This is a genomic window from Oceanospirillum beijerinckii DSM 7166, assembly GCF_000422425.1.
In the GTDB taxonomy this organism is placed as follows: Bacteria; Pseudomonadota; Gammaproteobacteria; order Pseudomonadales; family Halomonadaceae; genus Oceanospirillum; species Oceanospirillum beijerinckii.
Genome location: NZ_KE383831.1, coordinates 1 through 17,697 on the forward strand (window position 1 = coordinate 1; position 17,697 = coordinate 17,697).

Here is a 17,697-nt window from a genome sequence, read left to right on the forward strand (position 1 = left end):
GCTTGAGTTTGGCGGTGAATCCGACCATATCCATCTTTTGCTTAAACTTAACCCGACGATTCAGCCATCTAAGCTGGTAAACAGCCTAAAAACGGTCACAAGCCGAAAGATTCGAAAAGAGTTCTCAGAGCACCTAAAAGAGTATTATTGGAAACCAGTGCTCTGGAGTCGAGCTTACTGCCTGCTGACTGCAGGCGGAGCACCAGTTGAAGTGCTCAAAGAGTACATCGAGAATCAAGATAGGCCAACTTGACGTTGGCCGCGCTATCCATCTCCCACCAAAATATCTCGCCTGAGCTCGTTAGTTTTGGAAGGAGAATTACGCGCTATCCGTTAATAGCAGCTCTGTTCAGAAACAGTCTTGAATCTCAAGAGGTTAATTCTCAAAAGTATAGCCACTAAAATATGTCAATATAAGCCAGTCACTCTATCAGCATAAACTTATACTCTAGAGGCTTACACCCCCTAACCAGTTAAGGCGGATTGCACCAAGGCTGCTGTGCTAAAAATGCTGTCAACTCCTGCTTAAACAACGCCCCTCTTGCAGACAAACTGCGCCTATGAGGCCAGACAAGAAAAATATCGCGCACAGGCCCCTGCCACTCTGGCAAAATATGCTGCAACTGCCCACGCTCAATCAAGATCTGCACCAAACTCAGGGGCAACATCGCTACACCAGCCCCAGCAACAACCAGATTGATAACCATCTGTAGATTATTACTAATATGACGGTGCTGCTTGCTAAGGCTCACCTTCTCGCCATGAATATCCTGCAAATCCCACTGCTGAAGCAGATCACTGGCGATACTGGGACAAACCTGCAACTGTTCCAGATTCACGGGCACCTCACGCTGCCCTACTCCTGCGACCAGTACAGTCGACGTCGAGCCCAACTTCTTCTGTATCAGACTGGAGTCAGGTTGTGGCCCTACACGAATAGCAATATCTGCCTGACTTGCAACCATATCTTCACGTATATTGCTAAAGTCCAACGTCAGCTCTATGTCTGGATAGCACTGCGTAAAATCCTGCCAAAAATCATCCAAAGGTCCGCAAGCCATATTCGTCGGAGCCAATACTTTTAAGGTACCTTTCAAACTATTCAGCGTCTGATCCAGACTTTCCAGCCGGGCATCCAATGCCTGAATTAAATCAGCACATTCAGAAAAGTACATTTCTCCACTGGCTGTCAGCGTGAGACCTCTGGGAGAACGGTGTAATAACTGGCAACCCAAATCACTTTCAAGCGCATTAATACGTCGGGATACCGTTGCAACAGTAAGATGCATCTGCGAAGCCGCACGGCTCAAGCTCCCATATTGAGCGGCTGCAACAAACACCTTCAAATTATCTAACATCATAGTTACCACCTTGAGCATTGCAAATATGCAAAATAGCTTTTTAATAATCAGACTATTTGCAAATAACCTCCTTTGCTAAGCTCATCTTAACAGTTTCTGATCACTGCTTACTTGAATCCAAGAATTGCTTACATAGCTCAAAGGTAAATAAATGAAACACCGCATCCTGTTCGCAACCCTGATGTCTTTGATTCTTTCCTGCCTGATGACGGCATGGGTGACCTGGCTAAACCTGGGTTTCACAACAGATTTTATCCAGCACTGGCTAAAAGCCTGGATCAGCGCATGGCCTGCTGCGGGCATTATCTCATTTACATTTGCCCCTATGGTGCAAAAAGTCTGCCTGCGATTGACCAGCCAAAGATCGTCACCACTACAAACAGAGTCTTAGCAGATAACCGATCTGATTCAGCTCAAAATTTTCTTTTTGTCATAAAAAATGCCAACCCAAGGGTTGGCATTTTCGATTCACTAAAAACAAGCTTATGGCTTATTCAGTAATCTTTGGCGGATCAATTTCCAGCTGTTTCGCTGCAATCACCGCTTGAGTACGACTGTGCACACCCAGCTTACGTAAAATAGCGGTCACATGGGCTTTAATGGTTGCTTCAGAAACATTCAGCTCATAAGCGATCTGCTTATTCAATAGACCTTCAGTCAGCATATTCAGCACACGGAACTGCTGCGGTGTCAGTGTCGACAGCGCTTCAGCAAAACGCGCCTGCTCTTCACTGATCTCACTTAAAGTATCTGCGATTTCAGGGGGAAGCCAAACCTCACCATTCAGTACTTCTTCAATGGCAGAGGCGATAGTATCAAGGCTGGATGACTTAGGAATAAAGCCTGAGGAGCCAAAATCAATGGCCCGTTGAATGACCAGAGGCTCTTCAGTACCGGATACAACGATAACCGGAATACCTGGGCACTGTCCACGCAGGAACACCAGGCCGGAAAAGCCATGGGCACCGGGCATATGTAAATCTAGTAGAATCAGGTCGGCATCTGGATGATCACTGGCTGCATTTTGTACAGCTTCCATCGAGTCAGCTTCAACAATTTCAGCTTCAGGGGCCACCTGTTTAACGGCCTGCTGCAAAGCTGCTCGGAATAAAGGGTGATCGTCTGCAATGATGATCTTCTGGGCTAGTGCCATTAATCTCCTCCAACTCCCTGCTAGTATTATAATTTTAGCTATTCTTCCATGAATAATACCTTATTGCAGCGGTTATTGCCTGCAAAAAAAAGCTCCCATGTGTTATCCACATGGGAGCCTTTGGACTCTGAAAGCTAAATTAGCGGTTCAGACGCTCATCAATCAGGCTATCCACCACTGACGGATCAGCCAAAGTGGACGTATCACCCAGACCATCACATTCGTTCGCTGCGATCTTACGCAGAATACGACGCATGATCTTACCGGAGCGAGTCTTAGGCAAACCATCAGAGAATTGAATCAGGTCAGGTGTTGCGATAGGGCCAATCTCCTTACGCACCCACTTAACCAGCTCTTTACGTAAATCATCACTCGCTTCAATACCATCATTCAGTGTGATGTAGATGTAGATACCCTGACCTTTAATATCATGCGGGTAACCCACTACTGCAGCTTCCGCAACGTCGGCGTGCGCCACCATGGCGCTTTCAATCTCAGCAGTACCCATACGGTGACCGGATACGTTGATCACGTCATCTACGCGACCTGTGATCCAGTAGTAACCGTCTTCGTCACGGCGAGCACCGTCACCAGTAAAATAGGTACCCTGGTAAGTGCTGAAGTAAGTCTGAACGAAACGCTCGTGATCACCCCAAATGGAACGCGCCTGACCAGGCCAGCTGTCTTTCAGGATCAGACCACCCTCAACTGCACCTTCCAGTTCTTTACCTTCTGCATCAACCAGCGCAGGCTGAACACCAAAGAATGGCAACGTTGCAGAACCCGGTTTCAGGTCAGTGGCACCTGGCAGAGGTGTAATCAGGATGCCACCGGTTTCAGTCTGCCACCAAGTATCCACAATAGGACACTGACCGTTACCGATGTTTTTGTGGTACCAGGTCCAGGCTTCAGGGTTGATCGGCTCACCAACAGAACCCAGCAGACGCAGAGATGTACGCTTGGTATCACCCATTACGTCATCACCTTGAGCCATCAGAGCACGTACCGCCGTTGGCGCTGTGTACAGAATCGTCACGTTGTGCTTATCAACCACATCACCGAAACGGCTGTGAGATGGGTAAGAAGGTACACCTTCAAACATCAGAGTCGTTGCACCGTTTGCCAGTGGGCCGTAAACGATATAGCTGTGACCGGTAATCCAGCCTACGTCAGCAGTACACCAGTAAACGTCACCTTCCTGATAATCAAACACATACTGGTGCGTCATGGATGCATAAACCATGTAACCACCGGTCGTGTGCTTCAGGCCTTTAGGCGCACCGGTTGAACCAGAGGTGTACAGGATAAACAGCGGATCTTCTGCGCTCATTGGCTCTGGCGCGCACTCTTCTGCTGCTGCCTCAAAGATATCGTGGTACCACACATCACGGTGCTCATGCCACGCGATATCACCACCGGTGCACTTCACAACAACCACTTTCTCAACGGTTTTAACACCTGGGTTAGTCAGTGCTTCATCAACATTTTCTTTCAGAGGAACCGCTTTACCACCACGGCGACCCTGATCCGAAGTAATTACGATACGGGAATCAGAGTTCATAATACGGCCAGCGATGGCGTCTGGAGAGAAGCCACCAAAGACAACAGAGTGCACCGCACCGATACGGGCACAAGCCAACATAGCCACTGCCGCTTCTGGAATCATTGGCATGTAGATGGTCACTACATCACCCTTGCGTACGCCCTGACCTTTCAGTGCGTTAGCGAATTTACATACGCGGGTATACAGATCACGGTAAGTAATTTTCTCATCTTGCTCTGGGTTATCACCTTCCCAGATGATCGCAACCTGATCACCACGACTTTCCAGGTGACGATCCAAACAGTTAGCACTGGCATTCAGCACACCGTCTTCGAACCACTTGATATTCACATTATGTGGATCGAAGCTTACGTTCTTAACTTTGCTGAAAGGTTTGATCCAGTCGATACGTTGGCCCTGCTCACCCCAGAAACCATCTGGATCGTTTACAGACTGTTCGTACATGGTCTGATACTGCTCTTTGTTAATCAGAGCTTTCTCAGCCACTTCTGCAGCTACTGGATACACTTGTTGTTCGCTCATTATCTTGCCTCTGTGCCTTGGAGGAATAAATTCCGGGCGTTTTATTTTTATGATGTGGAGTTGGTAAAAATAACCCCACCCGAAAATCGAAATTTGTGCACAAAGTTATACTTTCCCTGAGAGATGGAAAACATTAGACCTTGGTAGCAGTATTTTTTCCTTTTAAATCAATAAGTTAAAAATAGATTATATTATTATGACCATTCAGACATTTTTTGTTCATACCTTTCGCTAATGCAAAAAAGAAAAAATACGACTTTAGGGTCATACTTTTCGCTCTACTAAAAAAACATCTGCTTTATAAGTTTCCGTATCACTTTGCGTTACGTTCACTGTCAAATATCAAAATACTATTGCAACTTTTACATAAGTAATTGGTACCACGAACAATCTTATTATGGCGACGTATCGTCAAAGCATGGGTGCGCTCAGGACAAGCACAATGGTAGAGGTAATTTTGCTTAGCGGTTTGAGTCACATCGAACTGGTGCGTCGTTCTGGCTGGCACTCCCAATACCTGCTCCATCACCCAACGCCACTCTTTGCCGTGGGGGCGAATTTTGCCGCCAAATTCACGAAAGGCGATCAGATGAGCTAACTCATGAGGCACCACTTCCTGCATAAAGGCCTCATAGTTCTCTTTTAACAGCCCCAGATTAAAACGCACTTTCCAGGTTTGCAGATACGCTTGCCCGGCACAACGCCCTCTCAACGACAGATCCAATTCCGGCTGTGGAAAGTTCTTATTAAAGTGCTGTTCAGCTTTCGCGAGCCAAAACAGCATAGCATAACGCAAAGCCATCTCAGCCTGTACAGGGTCAGCAGGGTCTGAGCATTCAGGCAGACTGTCATTTAACTGAAATAAGGTAGCGATTTGAGACAAGAGATCCTCCTTTATTTAGCAAGCAGATCATCTTACCTGAGATCTGCTTTTTTTCACTGCCAAGACAAGACTTGTTCAATAATTGGAGACACATTGCTCACACAAAGCAAAGGCAGAAACAAAAGTCTCCCTAGAAATAAAACCAAGGGTTACAATAGGTCATCAGGTTGAATATTGATGCTCAACCAGGACAAGTTAACGAGGTCAAAATGAAAGAAGAATCGATCCCGGTATCCGTCATTTCCGAAGAGATCCTGGACCAGATTTATGATTTTCTGGAATCGGATCAGGTTGATCCTGAAGCACTGGACATAATTGGCCTACATGGTTTTATGGTGGCGCTGGCCATCTGCCCGGATCCGGTGCCTACCGGCGAATGGCTGCCAGTGGTCTTTAATGGCATGCCTAAGTTTGATGACGAGCTACCTGAAGAACAGATGCTGGACTGGCTGGAAGCGATGCAGGAAGCGACCCGCACCGTTCTTTATCGCGGTCAGACTATCGAGCTGCCGTTTGAAGCTGAGCTGGAAGAAGACGAGCAGCTGGAAGACAGCGAAATCAGCGCTTGGTGCGCTGGTTTTATGGAAGCGGTCATGCTGCGGGAAGAGATCTGGTTTGGAGAACACGAGCAAGATGTCGCTGAACTCCTGCTGCCTTTTATGGCTATCTCCTGCCTGTTCCCGGATGAAGAGCTGGATGATATTGTCTCCGATCTGGATATCACCAACCGAATGGTCGTGCAGATTCCTGAGCTGCTGGTTGATCTTTACCTGCTGTTCCATGCACCAGCGGAAAAACCCGCACCATTTAAAAAACCTGGTGGTCATGGTGGTAAAGGCGGCAAGAGTGGAAAAGGCGGTGGCCGTCGTGGTGGCAAACAACGTCGTTAAATTTCCACCAGTAAAGTGGTACTGGTAAAGTGATACCAAGCCCGATAAATTGTTACAGGTCGTAAAAGCAGCAAGGTGCCTTCCGACAACTATCCGCTAGCGGAGTCAATGTCGGATGGCGCTTCGCTGATCCAGCCTTGTATTCAAACAAAAGAAAAAGCTCATCCATTTCCTCAAATTCCAGGCACAAGCTACCGTTAAGTAGGCATACAGTACTTTTCCCTACATAAAGCCCGTATTTTCCGGCCGCTTCGGCCGGAAAATATCGGAATATTTATGTTCGGGTACTTAACAGGTTTATTGGCATCACCTTCGCTACCTTTCAGCCAGCTCCTGGAAAGTCGATAATCCTGTTTCAGATGCCCTACGATGGGATCAATCGCCTCCTACAGAGCATACTCTTTCGGTTCTTCTCTTGTTGGCTGTCTCTTTTCAACCGTGGGCCAGGCAAAATAACTTCAGCATCAACCGTGTGCTTTGAACCTCGATACCCCCGATCAACCACTGCTGTTTCAATTGGCGTCTGTCGACATTGTTCGGCATGATCCAGAGCGGATTTGAGTGTTTTGGAGTCGTGCTCATTGCGCTCATGGCTAACTAAATAATGTGCAACATTCGTTGTTCATATTCATCTATGGGTCTAATCTTTCTAATGTAGTTTTAGTCTCTAAGCTGCAGAGCAAAAGCTTTCCAGGCACATCACTGTATTGTTATTCAGTACAACGAATAAAAAGTATTGATCGGTCTTGATAAGTTCTTTGTTTCAGTGTGTTCAGGATTGGGTGTGCCAGGGACGCCCAGTAAAGCGCTACGTCCAGTGGAGTTGCTCATGCCTAATCGATTTATAAACTGCATTCTACTGCTAATACCCTTGCTCTACGCTCCCCCCCTTAAGGCTGCTGATCCTGTTCGCCTGCAGCTGTTATGGAAACATCAGTTTCAATTTGCCGGTTACTATATGGCGGTCGAGAAAGGGTTTTATGCTGATGAGGGCTTAGATGTTGAACTGATAGAGATGACCAATGGCATTGAGCCTTCCCACGAAGTGATGTCGGGGCGGGTGGAGTTTGCTGTCGGGCGCTCATCGTTGTTGATAGGCAGTGCAACGGGTAACAATATCGTTGCAATGCTGGCCGCATTTCAGCACTCACCGCTGATGTTACTGACGAAGAAACAGTCCGGTATCATGCGTCCAACGGATCTACGTGGTAAAAGAATCATGATCACCAATGATGCCAAGCGGGTGGGTGAGCTATTAGCCATGTTACTGCAATCGGGCATCAGTTCATCAGATTTTATTCAACAACAGCATAGCTATAACGTGCAGGACCTGATTGAGGGTAAGACCGATGCGATGGCGCCTTATATCTCAAACGAACCCTATATCATGGCGCAGCAGGGGGTGAAATATAACATCATTCATCCAAAAGATTTCGGCTTTGATATGTACTCCGATATCTTATTCACTTCCCGGGAATTTGCCCGCAAAAATCCAGAGCTTACCGAGCGTTTCTACAGGGCCTCCATACGGGGCTGGGAGTATGCCTTCAATCATATTCCGGAAACCGCCGAGGTGATTCTCAACGGTTATAACAGTCAGAACAAAACACTGGAAGCCTTGATGTTTGAAGGCCGTGAACTGAAAAAGCTGGCTTATGACGAGAATGGTGATTTTGGAACTTTATCTTTGAATAAGTTTAATCAGATGGCACAGGTTTACCTAATTACCAACAGCATCTTTCGCGATTACAACTTTGATAATTTCATATACAAACCGGCCAGTAATCGTTTACGCCTGACACAGAACGAGCTGGATTATCTGAATCAGATCCGGGACGATAGGCTGAATGTGTGTATCAACCCTGATTGGTATCCCTATGAGTCCTATAATAACGGGCGGCACCAGGGCATGATCTCAGAGTACCTGCAACAGATCCTGGCGGATGTCGGACTGAATTACACGATTTTACCTTCAAACAGCTGGCGGGAGACATTAAAGCTGGCCCGGCAAGGGCAGTGTAACCTGGTTGCCGGAGCAATGCAGACCGTACAGCGCAGTGATTATTTACGTTTTAGCCGCCCCTATCTCAGTATTCCGGCCGTTGTCGCGACGCTGCCGGAAAAGCGCAATATGGTTTTAAAGAACCAACGTATTGCGGTACAGGATAAGTCCGCTTTCCACGATATTCTGCAGGATCGCTTCCCTGCAGCTGAACTGGTGCCTGTACGTACAATGAAAGAGGGCTTTCATATGGTACGTAATGGGGATGCAGACGCTCTGGTAGGAGCTGAAGCCAGTTTAATGTATCAGCAGCGAGAGCATCAGATCACAGGTGTTGCGATCAGCGATCTGCTGCATGATAACTGGGATATGAGCATCGCGGTCACCCACGATCATGTCGCCTTGCTGAGTATGATCAACAAAGCGATTGCAGCCTTCTCTCCTGAACGGCATGAAGCGATTTCAAAGCGCTGGTTCCAGGTCGATTTTAATACTGTCGTGGATTACTCCCTATTATGGAAAGTATTGGGGGGCATCGCTTTGCTGGCGCTGTTAGCTCTGTATCGTTATCAGAGTGTGATGCGCTACAACCGCAGAATTACTCAGTTGGCGGAAAGGGATGAACTCACCGGAATACTCAGCCGACGTAAGATCCGGCAGGAACTGGAAGAGTTTATTGCGTTGGCAGAGCGTCACGACTGGGCGTTATCGCTGATATTCTTCGACATTGATGATTTCAAAAAGATTAATGATACCTTAGGCCATGGAGCCGGGGATAAGGTACTCATTAATCTGGCTGCTTTGGTCTCAGGTGAAATCCGTAAAACAGACCGCTTTGGCCGTTGGGGAGGCGAGGAGTTCATCTTTTTGACGCTGGAAAGCAATCTGGAGCAAGCTCACGGTACTGCCGAAAAACTCAGAATAAGCATTGCAAAACATGACTTCCAGATTGGCCGCCCAATTACTTGTAGTTTTGGGGTCGCTCAGTATCAAAAAGGCAGTACTATTGAGCACCTGATCGGTCATGCGGATGAAGCCATGTACCAGGCAAAACACAGCGGCAAGAATTGTGTAAAGGTTGCAGCTAAAAGATCATCTTTTATCAAGATGATGGATTGTTGAATTGATTCAGCAAGAAAGAAGCCAGGGGTAACCTGGCTTCTTGCGATATCGGATCAGCTTCTCTTTCAGGAGGGGGTATCCGGTTCAAGGGAGCTATCTTGGTGTTCCCGTTTTTTGCTGTTCGCGGTTAACTGATCCGGCTGCCACTGAGCCAGTTTGACCAGTTGGCGATAGCTCGTTTCCGATAACTGAAAACCATAGTACGCTTGCTCAGGTTTCAGATAGTAACGCTTATCCTGTTCAAATAACGCCAGCTTCAAGGGTTTTTGCCCCTCGGCTGACAGTTCCAGAGTATAAGCCGGTGATATTGAAGGCAGACTGGCTGAGAAACCTGCCACCGTGAGCCCTGAGAGCTGCTCGGCAAACTGCTCTGCCTGATTCTGCAACGCTTTCTCATCCAGCGCTGCGATCTGACCTTTTGTCAGCTGCCAATAGCCCTGCTGTTTCTCTAAACTGAACCCGTCCGTAGTGATCTCCAGCAGATCTTTCTGCGCCAACAGTTTTTTATCCAGCCAATGATCTGCATCGACAGGGAAATCATGGTGATTGAGTTTTACCCGATATACCTGATCGCTCCCGGCAGGACGCAGATAGAGCTGGCGATAGCCTGGGGAGGTCCCCAATAACAGGTCACCTAAAAGCTTTTCATCATGATACAGTCGAATACGGCGCTGATATGTGTCGTCAGTCAGATCAAAACGTCGATGACTATCGTGACTGTCGGAAACTGGCCAGCCTGCTTTTAAAGACTGTAGCTGCTGCAAAGCATGATCGATCAGACGCTGATCAACCGGCAGGTGATGATATTGCGGCAGTTGCCAATGAGCCTGGTCGGGGTGCTGCGTTTGTGCCAGGCGCAGTATGATCTCCTCTTTCTGTTTACCCTGGTTATTATTCTGCCCGTCCGCTTCGCTTTTATCTGAACGGCTATCTGAGTGGTTAGCTGAGCGGTTATCCGGTTCATCCGCGTTATTCTTAATCCCGGTATGGCTCTCGATCACTATTTTATTCACCGCCAGCTCTGTGCTGACCAGTGATGTTGGCGATGTATCGCTTTGATCCCGATAATAGCCGTAGAGCCCCAGAGTAAGCACAAGCTGAAGAATCAGTACGCCAAACAGTCGCTGATAATGTCTTTTCATCGATCTACTCCTTTACGACAGTACTAAACTGCGCCAGATAGCGCTGACTTTTCTGATGTTTTCGGTGTTTTGCCAGCAACATCACCAGTAGCAGGGCTATCAGAGCCAGAGCGTAATTGACAGACTCCCAGAAGATCTGTTCCTGCTCTGACATCGGGGGCAGGGTGCGATTGAAGTGTCCTCTGGCGCGGATACTGAGCAGCGCTTCATCTTCCAGTGACCAATCCACGGCATTAACCGCCAGTTGCAGGGCGTTCAGGTACTGGTTCTGAACCGTATTGGCCAGCAGGGTCAGGGTCTGATCCCGGAAGACATCATTGGAGCTGATCAGAATAATGCGAGCCGACTCAGGCGAGCGTTTAATCACCCGATTCAGTACCAAAGGTGCCGGAGTCTCCTGATCACTTGTGGCATCTGATGGACTGGCGCTCTTGTTCAGATCGCCATCTCCAGTGCCCTGATCCGCTAATGGTGAGGGCTTATTGGCGAAGTATGAGTCAAAGCGTCCCTCATTAATCAGAGCCAATAACTGTTTACTTTGAGCACCTTCGGGCCGATAAGGCACCATCCCCGTTGCATTGAACTCGGGTACGATCCGGGTTGAGGTCGATAACCAGGAACGGTCTGAGCTATATAACAGCGGTGTAATACGCCGGTCAGCGTTTTTCTCTGTATCCACCTCAATGGGAGAGGCCCAAGGCAGAGTGACCTGTGGCAGTTCTGAAGTGATCAGATGCTTTTGGTTCAGCTGTTCGCCCCGGATATCGGCAAAGTAGGGGTAGTCCAGTAGCTGCATCTCCTGAATCGTGAAGCCGCCAATATTGCGTTCCACAGGAACCGGGAAAGCGGTGTTCTGAGGGTCCATCACCAATGATGCCGTTTGTGTCAGACCATGATGGGCCAGCCAGTCGGATAAACCGCTTTCGTGAGAGTTTAAGGTCAGTTGCTGCCGGGAGCATTGAGCCTGGAACGGCGAGGTTGCTGCGATCACTGTGCCACCACGCATTAAAAACTGGTCAACGGCAAACAGCGCCTTGTCATTCAGGTTTTCAGGCGCTGTCAGGAACAAAATATCAGCCGCCCCGGAAATCTGGCCATCACTCAGATCTTCCTCGGCAACATTCATCGTTTCGCCTAACAGGTGCTTCAGTTCTGTAAACCGAGGTCCGTTATAGGCTTGATACGGATTGCTGGGCTGATAGGGATTATTGGATTGATAGGGGTTGTAGCCTTGAGAGGCCTGTGGTGTGACCAGTGCGACCGTTCGGGTGAATCCCTGGGCAAAACGTTTAATTGCTGCATCCAGGTTGCGCTCAAAGCTTGCCGGAGTCATATCATCCAGAGGAATCTGGACGATCTGTTCCCCCTGACTCAGCGTGAGATAGAAATAAAACGACTGATCAGAGAACAGTCCGGCACTCATCGGCTGAAAACCATAATCCTGTGCCAGTTGGGTGGCCAGAGAACCGCCATCGGCTTCCGGGATCTGCCATTGAACTGCAAGGCGTCCCTGAGCCTGATCACTCAGCTCACTCAGGTGCTGTTCAATCTGCGATTTAAATTGCACCAGAGCTTCAGGTAAGCGGTTATCTTCTGAGATATAGCCGGTAAACGTCAGTGGCGTGCTGACGGCGCTGAACAGTTCGCCAGAGGATTGATAGTTCTGCAGAACATTCTTGATCGCCTGGGTCAGATCGTGTTCCGGGTTTCTGAGTTGTACATCGATATCGGCCTCACTATCAGAGCGTACCTCGATCAGATCCCTGAAGCCCAGTACCTGATGTTCACTACCGTACTCAATCAGCACATTAAAATAGGAGCTGACAATGGAGGATTGATAGCGATCCGAGATCTGGAAAGGAACCGGTTTAATGCCGTATTGTTCATTGGCTTCCTGCTCCAGTGATGGCTGAGTGGCCGGATCAACAAACTCAACCCGGATACGTCCCTGGCCCTGTATCTCATACTCCTCAATCAGATCCTTCAGTTGAGGAACTAATGGTGCCAGTAATGGATGGGTTTGAGCACTGAAATAGCCCCGGATCAGCATAGGCTCCTGTAACCGGTTCAGATAATGGCGCGTGGCTTCTGAAATGGAATAGATGCGCCCCTGCGTCATATCCAGGCGCAGCGTACTGAGCTGTCCCAGCCAGAGGTTCAGAGCCAGCGCATTGACAATCACTAAAGTGGTCAGGGCATACCAGTGTTTATGGCTTTTATGTGCTTGTCCGCTCCAGCGTGAACGTTCCAGAGTCAGTGTATTTAACGCCAGAAAGCAGAGCATCAGGCTAAGATAGTAGCCCAGATCAGACAGATCAATCACACCCCGGGCGATCGACTCAAAGCGTGATCCCGTGCCTAATAGCCGTAGCTGTTCGGCCACATCGATACTAAACAGGCTGGTGAATAAAGGACTGCCTAGCAGATAAAAGGCCCCGGCCAGCAGACAGCTGAACATCAGACTGACAATCGGGTTATCGGTTCTGGAGGAAATAAATAACCCCATACTCAGATACGTTGCTCCGAGCAGAAGCGTTGCCAGATAGCCTGCAGCGACAGGTCCCCAGTCCAGATCTGCGAGAAAAGAGAGGGTGATCGGCAAAGGCAGGGTCAGTAGCAAAGCCGTAGCCAGTAACATCAGACAGGCCAGGAATTTACCCAGTACAAAATGCCAGATCGGTATGCCCTGAGTCAGCACATGCTCCAGCGTGCCTGTGCGACGCTCGTCACTCCAGATGCGCATTGTCAGGGTCGCACTCAGGAAGATCAGTAATACCGGCATCCATTCAAAGAGGGGACGGATATCGGCGATATTACGGGCAAAAAAAGCTTCGGCCCAGAAAAAAATAAACAGAGCCAGTGCCACAAAGCTGGCCAGAAACAGCCAGGCCACCGGCGAGGCAAAAAACAGCGTGACCTCTTTTTGTGTAATCCGCTTCAGGCTGGCACGCAGTGAAATATCAGGCTGCATGGTTAACCCCCTCTCGATTTATTTCTGGTTCTTCTACACTGCGAAACAGGCTTTCCAGGTCTCGTTTTTCCGGTTGCAAGCGGTAGATTCGATAACCCTGCGCGATAATATGCTCCGCGATATCGGCACAGAGCGTGTGTACATCGACTCCCGGTTTAAGCTCAATGCGCAGTGATGTCTGGTTCGGTGCCTGTTCAGGTTGACTTGCAAGCTGACTCTGGCGGTGGGAAATATGTTGAATATCCGGGTGTTGACGCAGGCTGTTAATCACAGTTTCCGGGCTGTTGGTATCCACCTGAATAAAGGCGCTTTGGTAGAGATGGGGCAGATCCGCATCCATCGCCAGACGTCCCTGGTTGATAATGAGCACCCGGGAGCAAAGGGCTTCAACCTCCTGCATGATATGGGTGGAGAGAATCACCGTCGCATGCTGTGCGATCTGACGGATCAGTTGGCGCATTAACTGAGTTTGTTCCGGGTCCAGACCGTTGGTGGGTTCATCAAGGATCAACAACTCAGGCTGCCCCAGAATCGCCTGGGCAACCCCCACCCGCTGTTTGTAGCCCCGGGACAGATTGGCAATGGGCGTCAGTAGCCGGTCGGCCAGATCAGTGGCGGTCACAGCCTGTTGGATCGCCTGTTGTTTTTCCGGGCCTGTCAGCCCCTTAAGCTCAGCTGCATAATCCAGGTAATCGGCCACCTGCATCTCAGGGTAGACCGGCAGATTTTCAGGCAGATAACCGATTTTACGCTGCACCAGAGCCCGCTGAGTGTTCAGGTCCTGTTGGTCCAGCAGGACGCAACCCTGATCAGGCTCGGTGTAACCGCAGATCATCTTCATCAGTGTGGTTTTACCCGCGCCGTTATGGCCCAGCAAGCCGACAATTTCACCTTTGCCAATGTTAAAACTGACCTGGTGTACGGCTTGCACTGCACCAAAACGGCGGGAGAGTTGTTTAACTTCCAACATAGGCTATTCCTTTTATCAAGGCGTACTTATGATGTGGTCCGGAAAATAGAGCCGTCCGGAAAATAGAGTCGTTCAGAAAGTGACGTTGCTCGAAAAGTGACGTTGCTCGAAAATTTGATACGAGGTTGTTTAACGAACAGCCGTACAGGGTAAAAAGGGGGGCGCTAAGCCCCCCAAACGACTTGTCAGTAAAGGTCTGTAAAGACTAAAAAATGCAGGACTATTCGCTTACAACACGCGAAGGCAAGGTTTTACTACCCCCAATCGTTGTGGGCGGGTAAAGCGGAAGCCTCCTCATCTTTTGGTGCATCGGTCACCATCACTTCGGTGGTTAACATCAGGCCTGCGATTGAGCCTGCGTGTTGCAGTGCTGAGCGGGTCACTTTAGCCGGGTCAATAATGCCCATCTCCAGCATATCGCCATAGACTTCGGTTTGTGCGTTAAAGCCGTGGGTGGTGGAGTCCGCGCTGCGTACTTTTTCCAGTACCACACTGGTTTCCAGACCCGCGTTGGTAATGATCTGACGGAAAGGCTCTTCCATCGCACGCAGAGCAATTTTAGCCCCGACTTCCTGATCCCGGTTTTGCAATGCCAGATTATCGAGCTGGATATTCTGGGCAATGCGCACCAGACTGACGCCACCGCCCGGTACTATACCTTCTTCCAGAGCCGCCCGGGTGGCATGCAGGGCATCATCCACCAGGTCTTTTTTCTCTTTCATTTCCACTTCTGTGGCGGCACCCACTTTGACAACGGCAACACCGCCCGCCAGTTTCGCGACGCGTTCCTGCAGTTTTTCCTTATCGTAATCGGAGCTGGTTTGATCGATTTCACGGCGAATCTGCTCAACACGGGCCTCGATGTTGCTGGCTTCACCGGCACCGTCGACCAGGGTGGTATGGTCCTTAGTGATCACGCAGCGTTTGGCCTGTCCCAGATGTTCCAGGGTAGCGGTTTCCAGGCTCATACCAGTTTCTTCACTGATAACCGTTGCGCCGGTTAATACCGCAATATCTTCCAGCATCGCTTTGCGGCGATCACCAAAGCCAGGGGCTTTAACCGCAGCGGCTTTAAGGACTCCGCGCAGGTTATTCACCACCAGTGTGGACAGGGCTTCCCCTTCGATATCCTCCGCAATCAACAGTAAAGGCTTGCCTTCTTTAGCCACTGTTTCCAGTACCGGCAGCAGATCCCGGATGGAGCTGATCTTCTTGTCGTAAAGCAGGATCAGGGGGTTATCCAGCTCCGTCAGCATCTTATCCTGATTATTAATGAAATAAGGAGACAGATAACCACGGTCAAACTGCATCCCTTCCACGACATCCAGTTCGTTGTGCAGGGATTTACCTTCCTCAACGGTAATCACACCATCGCGGCCCGCTTTCTCCATCGCTTCGGCCAGAATATCACCGATATCGGTATTCCAGTTGGCTGAAACGGTCGCCACCTGACGAATGGAATTAGAATCATCACAAGGTTTGGATAGCTGCTTCAGCTCATCAACGGAGGCTTTGACCACGGCATCAATACCGCGTTTCAGATCCATAGGGTTCATGCCGGCAGCGATGGACTTGTGCCCTTCCCGTACCAGAGCCTGAGCCAGTACCGTGGCCGTTGTGGTGCCATCTCCCGCAACATCGGCGGTTTTAGACGACACCTCTTTAACCATCTGGGCACCCATGTTTTCGAACTTATCTTTCAGCTCGATCTCTTTAGCCACGGATACACCGTCTTTTGTAATACGAGGGGCACCAAATCCTTTGTCCAATACGACATTGCGTCCTTTTGGACCCAGGGTGGCTTTTACTGCATCAGCTAATACATTGACACCGGTTAACATGCGCTCACGGGCTTCAGATGAAAAGGTTACAGCTTTAGCACTCATGCGGCTTTCTCCTCTGTCACTGACCATTCAACAACGGCCAGAATGTCTGACTCTTTCATTACCAGTAATTCTTCACCATTCAGTTGAATTTTGGAGCCTGCGTATTGACCAAAAATCACCTGATCTCCCACACTGACCGCGAGAGGGCGACGTTCCCCCTGCTCTGTCAACAGGCCGTCACCGACGGCTACGATTTCGCCCTGAGCAGGCTGCTCAGCGGCAGCGTCTGGAATGATAATGCCACTTTCCGTGGTGGTTTCAGCTTCTAATCGACGCACAACCACACGGTCATAGAGAGGTTTAATCGACATTAAACAGATCTCCTATAATGAGGTTTAATCAGAAACAAAACAGGGTCAGATCCTGTCAAAATCGCTAGATAGGGTCACTGAAAAGAGTTTCAAGACTTTTTCTGAAAAAAAATCAAAAAATTTTTCTGGCGATAAAAGTCATGGAATACAGCAGGTTAAACTGAACCCATAAACTTTTTCTGTATTGATTTGTCGATTGGTTCAGAGGTATAGCGAAAATACGAAATACCTGTTTATGCTTGGAATATGTGTATTTGGAGGTGCTTTATGGCTTCATCTTCCATTATCCAGAAAACATCACTCAGTGCTTATTTTCATGAAGAGCTGATTCATTTTGGTAACAGGCTTAAACCTCAGCCTCATGAAGATACCCTCTGGTATCTGGGTGAGATGCTTGCCCGTTTGGGAGACAGTCGACAGCTGTTTGCCTATCAGGATGGTGAATACGGTCTCAGGCCCCTGGCGCTGTTGTATCAGGATGCCTTAAACAGTGAGCGTATGTGGCAGCGCTGCTTAATTCTGCGCCAGTTAGGCGATCTGTCACTGTTTATGTCAGCATTGTTCCCTGAAGTTTTTGCCCGTAAAGGCCTGGGTAAAGACTACCTCAGCGGTATGGGCGGCGGGGCCTATGAATATCTGGCTGACAACGACCGCCAGGCACCTCATATCTTTCAGGAACTATCGGCCACCTTCGACAGCATGACAGATCTGATCGCAAGAGTGTGCAGTAAAGAGCAGGTATCGGATACGGATCATATCATTGCGCTCTATCAACAGTGGCAGAAGACGCGAGATCCTGAGCTGGCAAAACAGCTCAAACAGTGGGGCATTGATGTCAATCTGGCCGGACAGCACCATTGATTTGCCCTCTGCCTGCCCTTATACCCTACCGTAACGGGCAGGTCGCTAACAGAACCCGT

14 protein-coding genes are annotated in these 17,697 nt (G+C 49.0%); 5 read left to right on the forward strand and 9 right to left on the reverse strand.

The features are described from left to right. On the forward strand, positions 1-253 hold a 253-nt coding region (gene tnpA, locus H579_RS0121640), incomplete at its 5' end, for an IS200/IS605 family transposase (RefSeq protein WP_028302399.1). A gap of 220 nt (positions 254-473) precedes the next feature. On the opposite strand, the gene H579_RS0121645 is transcribed toward tnpA, so the two are convergent. Then, positions 474-1,361: a LysR family transcriptional regulator gene (locus H579_RS0121645; protein WP_245583338.1), complete on the reverse strand. Its 888-nt coding sequence runs from the start codon at positions 1,359-1,361 to the stop codon at positions 474-476. 151 nt (positions 1,362-1,512) lie between these two features. Between H579_RS0121645 and H579_RS0121650 the strand changes: the two genes are divergently transcribed. Further along, the gene (locus tag H579_RS0121650; RefSeq protein ID WP_028302401.1) at positions 1,513-1,752 is read left to right on the forward strand and encodes a DUF2798 domain-containing protein; all 240 of its coding nucleotides are present in this window, start codon (positions 1,513-1,515) and stop codon (positions 1,750-1,752) included. Positions 1,753-1,851: 99 nt separating this feature from the next. Here the strand turns inward: H579_RS0121650 and H579_RS0121655 are convergent, their stop codons facing one another. The 3 genes from H579_RS0121655 to H579_RS27010 all read right to left on the reverse strand — a co-directional run bounded on the left by H579_RS0121655 (position 1,852) and on the right by H579_RS27010 (position 5,483). Next, positions 1,852-2,514, reverse strand: a complete 663-nt coding sequence (locus H579_RS0121655; protein WP_028302402.1) for a LuxR C-terminal-related transcriptional regulator — start codon at positions 2,512-2,514, stop codon at positions 1,852-1,854. A gap of 139 nt (positions 2,515-2,653) precedes the next feature. Beyond that, positions 2,654-4,600 (reverse strand): acetate--CoA ligase, encoded by a 1,947-nt coding sequence (gene acs / locus H579_RS0121660; RefSeq protein WP_028302403.1) that lies wholly within the window; start codon positions 4,598-4,600, stop codon positions 2,654-2,656. Positions 4,601-4,913: 313 nt separating this feature from the next. Then, positions 4,914-5,483, reverse strand: coding sequence for a SprT family zinc-dependent metalloprotease (locus tag H579_RS27010; RefSeq protein ID WP_211224777.1), 570 nt, complete (start codon positions 5,481-5,483; stop codon positions 4,914-4,916). A gap of 209 nt (positions 5,484-5,692) precedes the next feature. Between H579_RS27010 and H579_RS27015 the strand changes: the two genes are divergently transcribed. Beyond that, on the forward strand, positions 5,693-6,373 hold the full coding sequence (locus H579_RS27015) for a YecA/YgfB family protein (protein ID WP_051228166.1): 681 nt from the start codon (positions 5,693-5,695) through the stop codon (positions 6,371-6,373). A gap of 829 nt (positions 6,374-7,202) precedes the next feature. Beyond that, on the forward strand, positions 7,203-9,497 hold the full coding sequence (locus H579_RS0121675) for a transporter substrate-binding domain-containing diguanylate cyclase (protein WP_084624281.1): 2,295 nt from the start codon (positions 7,203-7,205) through the stop codon (positions 9,495-9,497). A gap of 65 nt (positions 9,498-9,562) precedes the next feature. Here H579_RS0121675 and H579_RS0121680 read toward each other — a convergent pair whose 3' ends face one another. The 5 genes from H579_RS0121680 to H579_RS0121700 form a co-directional block, all read right to left on the reverse strand. Then, positions 9,563-10,639 (reverse strand): DUF4340 domain-containing protein, encoded by a 1,077-nt coding sequence (locus H579_RS0121680; RefSeq protein ID WP_028302405.1) that lies wholly within the window; start codon positions 10,637-10,639, stop codon positions 9,563-9,565. Between the two features lie 4 nt (positions 10,640-10,643). Beyond that, positions 10,644-13,610, reverse strand: a complete 2,967-nt coding sequence (locus H579_RS0121685; protein ID WP_028302406.1) for a Gldg family protein — start codon at positions 13,608-13,610, stop codon at positions 10,644-10,646. Next, positions 13,600-14,580, reverse strand: coding sequence for an ABC transporter ATP-binding protein (locus H579_RS0121690; protein WP_028302407.1), 981 nt, complete (start codon positions 14,578-14,580; stop codon positions 13,600-13,602). Before H579_RS0121690 ends, H579_RS0121685 begins: the two co-directional genes overlap by 11 nt. A 254-nt stretch (positions 14,581-14,834) precedes the next feature. After that, positions 14,835-16,466, reverse strand: a complete 1,632-nt coding sequence (groL, locus tag H579_RS0121695) for a chaperonin GroEL (protein WP_028302408.1) — start codon at positions 16,464-16,466, stop codon at positions 14,835-14,837. After that, positions 16,463-16,777: a co-chaperone GroES gene (locus tag H579_RS0121700; protein ID WP_028302409.1), complete on the reverse strand. Its 315-nt coding sequence runs from the start codon at positions 16,775-16,777 to the stop codon at positions 16,463-16,465. The genes groL and H579_RS0121700 overlap by 4 nt, the downstream gene beginning before the upstream one ends. A gap of 267 nt (positions 16,778-17,044) precedes the next feature. On the opposite strand from H579_RS0121700, the gene H579_RS0121705 reads away from it, so the two are divergent. Next, complete coding sequence (locus H579_RS0121705; protein ID WP_028302410.1) at positions 17,045-17,638, forward strand: hypothetical protein; 594 nt, start codon at positions 17,045-17,047, stop codon at positions 17,636-17,638. The last annotated feature ends 59 nt before the right edge of the window (positions 17,639-17,697 follow it).

What these genes read in the sequence shown, in the direction of transcription:
- H579_RS0121645 (WP_245583338.1), bottom strand. Translation starts at nt 1,361, where the DNA reads ATGATGTTAGATAATTTGAAGGTGTTTGTTGCAGCCGCTCAATATGGG.
- H579_RS0121650 (WP_028302401.1), top strand. Translation starts at nt 1,513, where the DNA reads ATGAAACACCGCATCCTGTTCGCAACCCTGATGTCTTTGATTCTTTCC.
- H579_RS0121655 (WP_028302402.1), bottom strand. Translation starts at nt 2,514, where the DNA reads ATGGCACTAGCCCAGAAGATCATCATTGCAGACGATCACCCTTTATTC.
- acs (WP_028302403.1), bottom strand. Translation starts at nt 4,600, where the DNA reads ATGAGCGAACAACAAGTGTATCCAGTAGCTGCAGAAGTGGCTGAGAAA.
- H579_RS27015 (WP_051228166.1), top strand. Translation starts at nt 5,693, where the DNA reads ATGAAAGAAGAATCGATCCCGGTATCCGTCATTTCCGAAGAGATCCTG.
- H579_RS0121675 (WP_084624281.1), top strand. Translation starts at nt 7,203, where the DNA reads ATGCCTAATCGATTTATAAACTGCATTCTACTGCTAATACCCTTGCTC.
- H579_RS0121680 (WP_028302405.1), bottom strand. Translation starts at nt 10,639, where the DNA reads ATGAAAAGACATTATCAGCGACTGTTTGGCGTACTGATTCTTCAGCTT.
- H579_RS0121685 (WP_028302406.1), bottom strand. Translation starts at nt 13,610, where the DNA reads ATGCAGCCTGATATTTCACTGCGTGCCAGCCTGAAGCGGATTACACAA.
- H579_RS0121690 (WP_028302407.1), bottom strand. Translation starts at nt 14,580, where the DNA reads ATGTTGGAAGTTAAACAACTCTCCCGCCGTTTTGGTGCAGTGCAAGCC.
- groL (WP_028302408.1), bottom strand. Translation starts at nt 16,466, where the DNA reads ATGAGTGCTAAAGCTGTAACCTTTTCATCTGAAGCCCGTGAGCGCATG.
- H579_RS0121700 (WP_028302409.1), bottom strand. Translation starts at nt 16,777, where the DNA reads ATGTCGATTAAACCTCTCTATGACCGTGTGGTTGTGCGTCGATTAGAA.
- H579_RS0121705 (WP_028302410.1), top strand. Translation starts at nt 17,045, where the DNA reads ATGGCTTCATCTTCCATTATCCAGAAAACATCACTCAGTGCTTATTTT.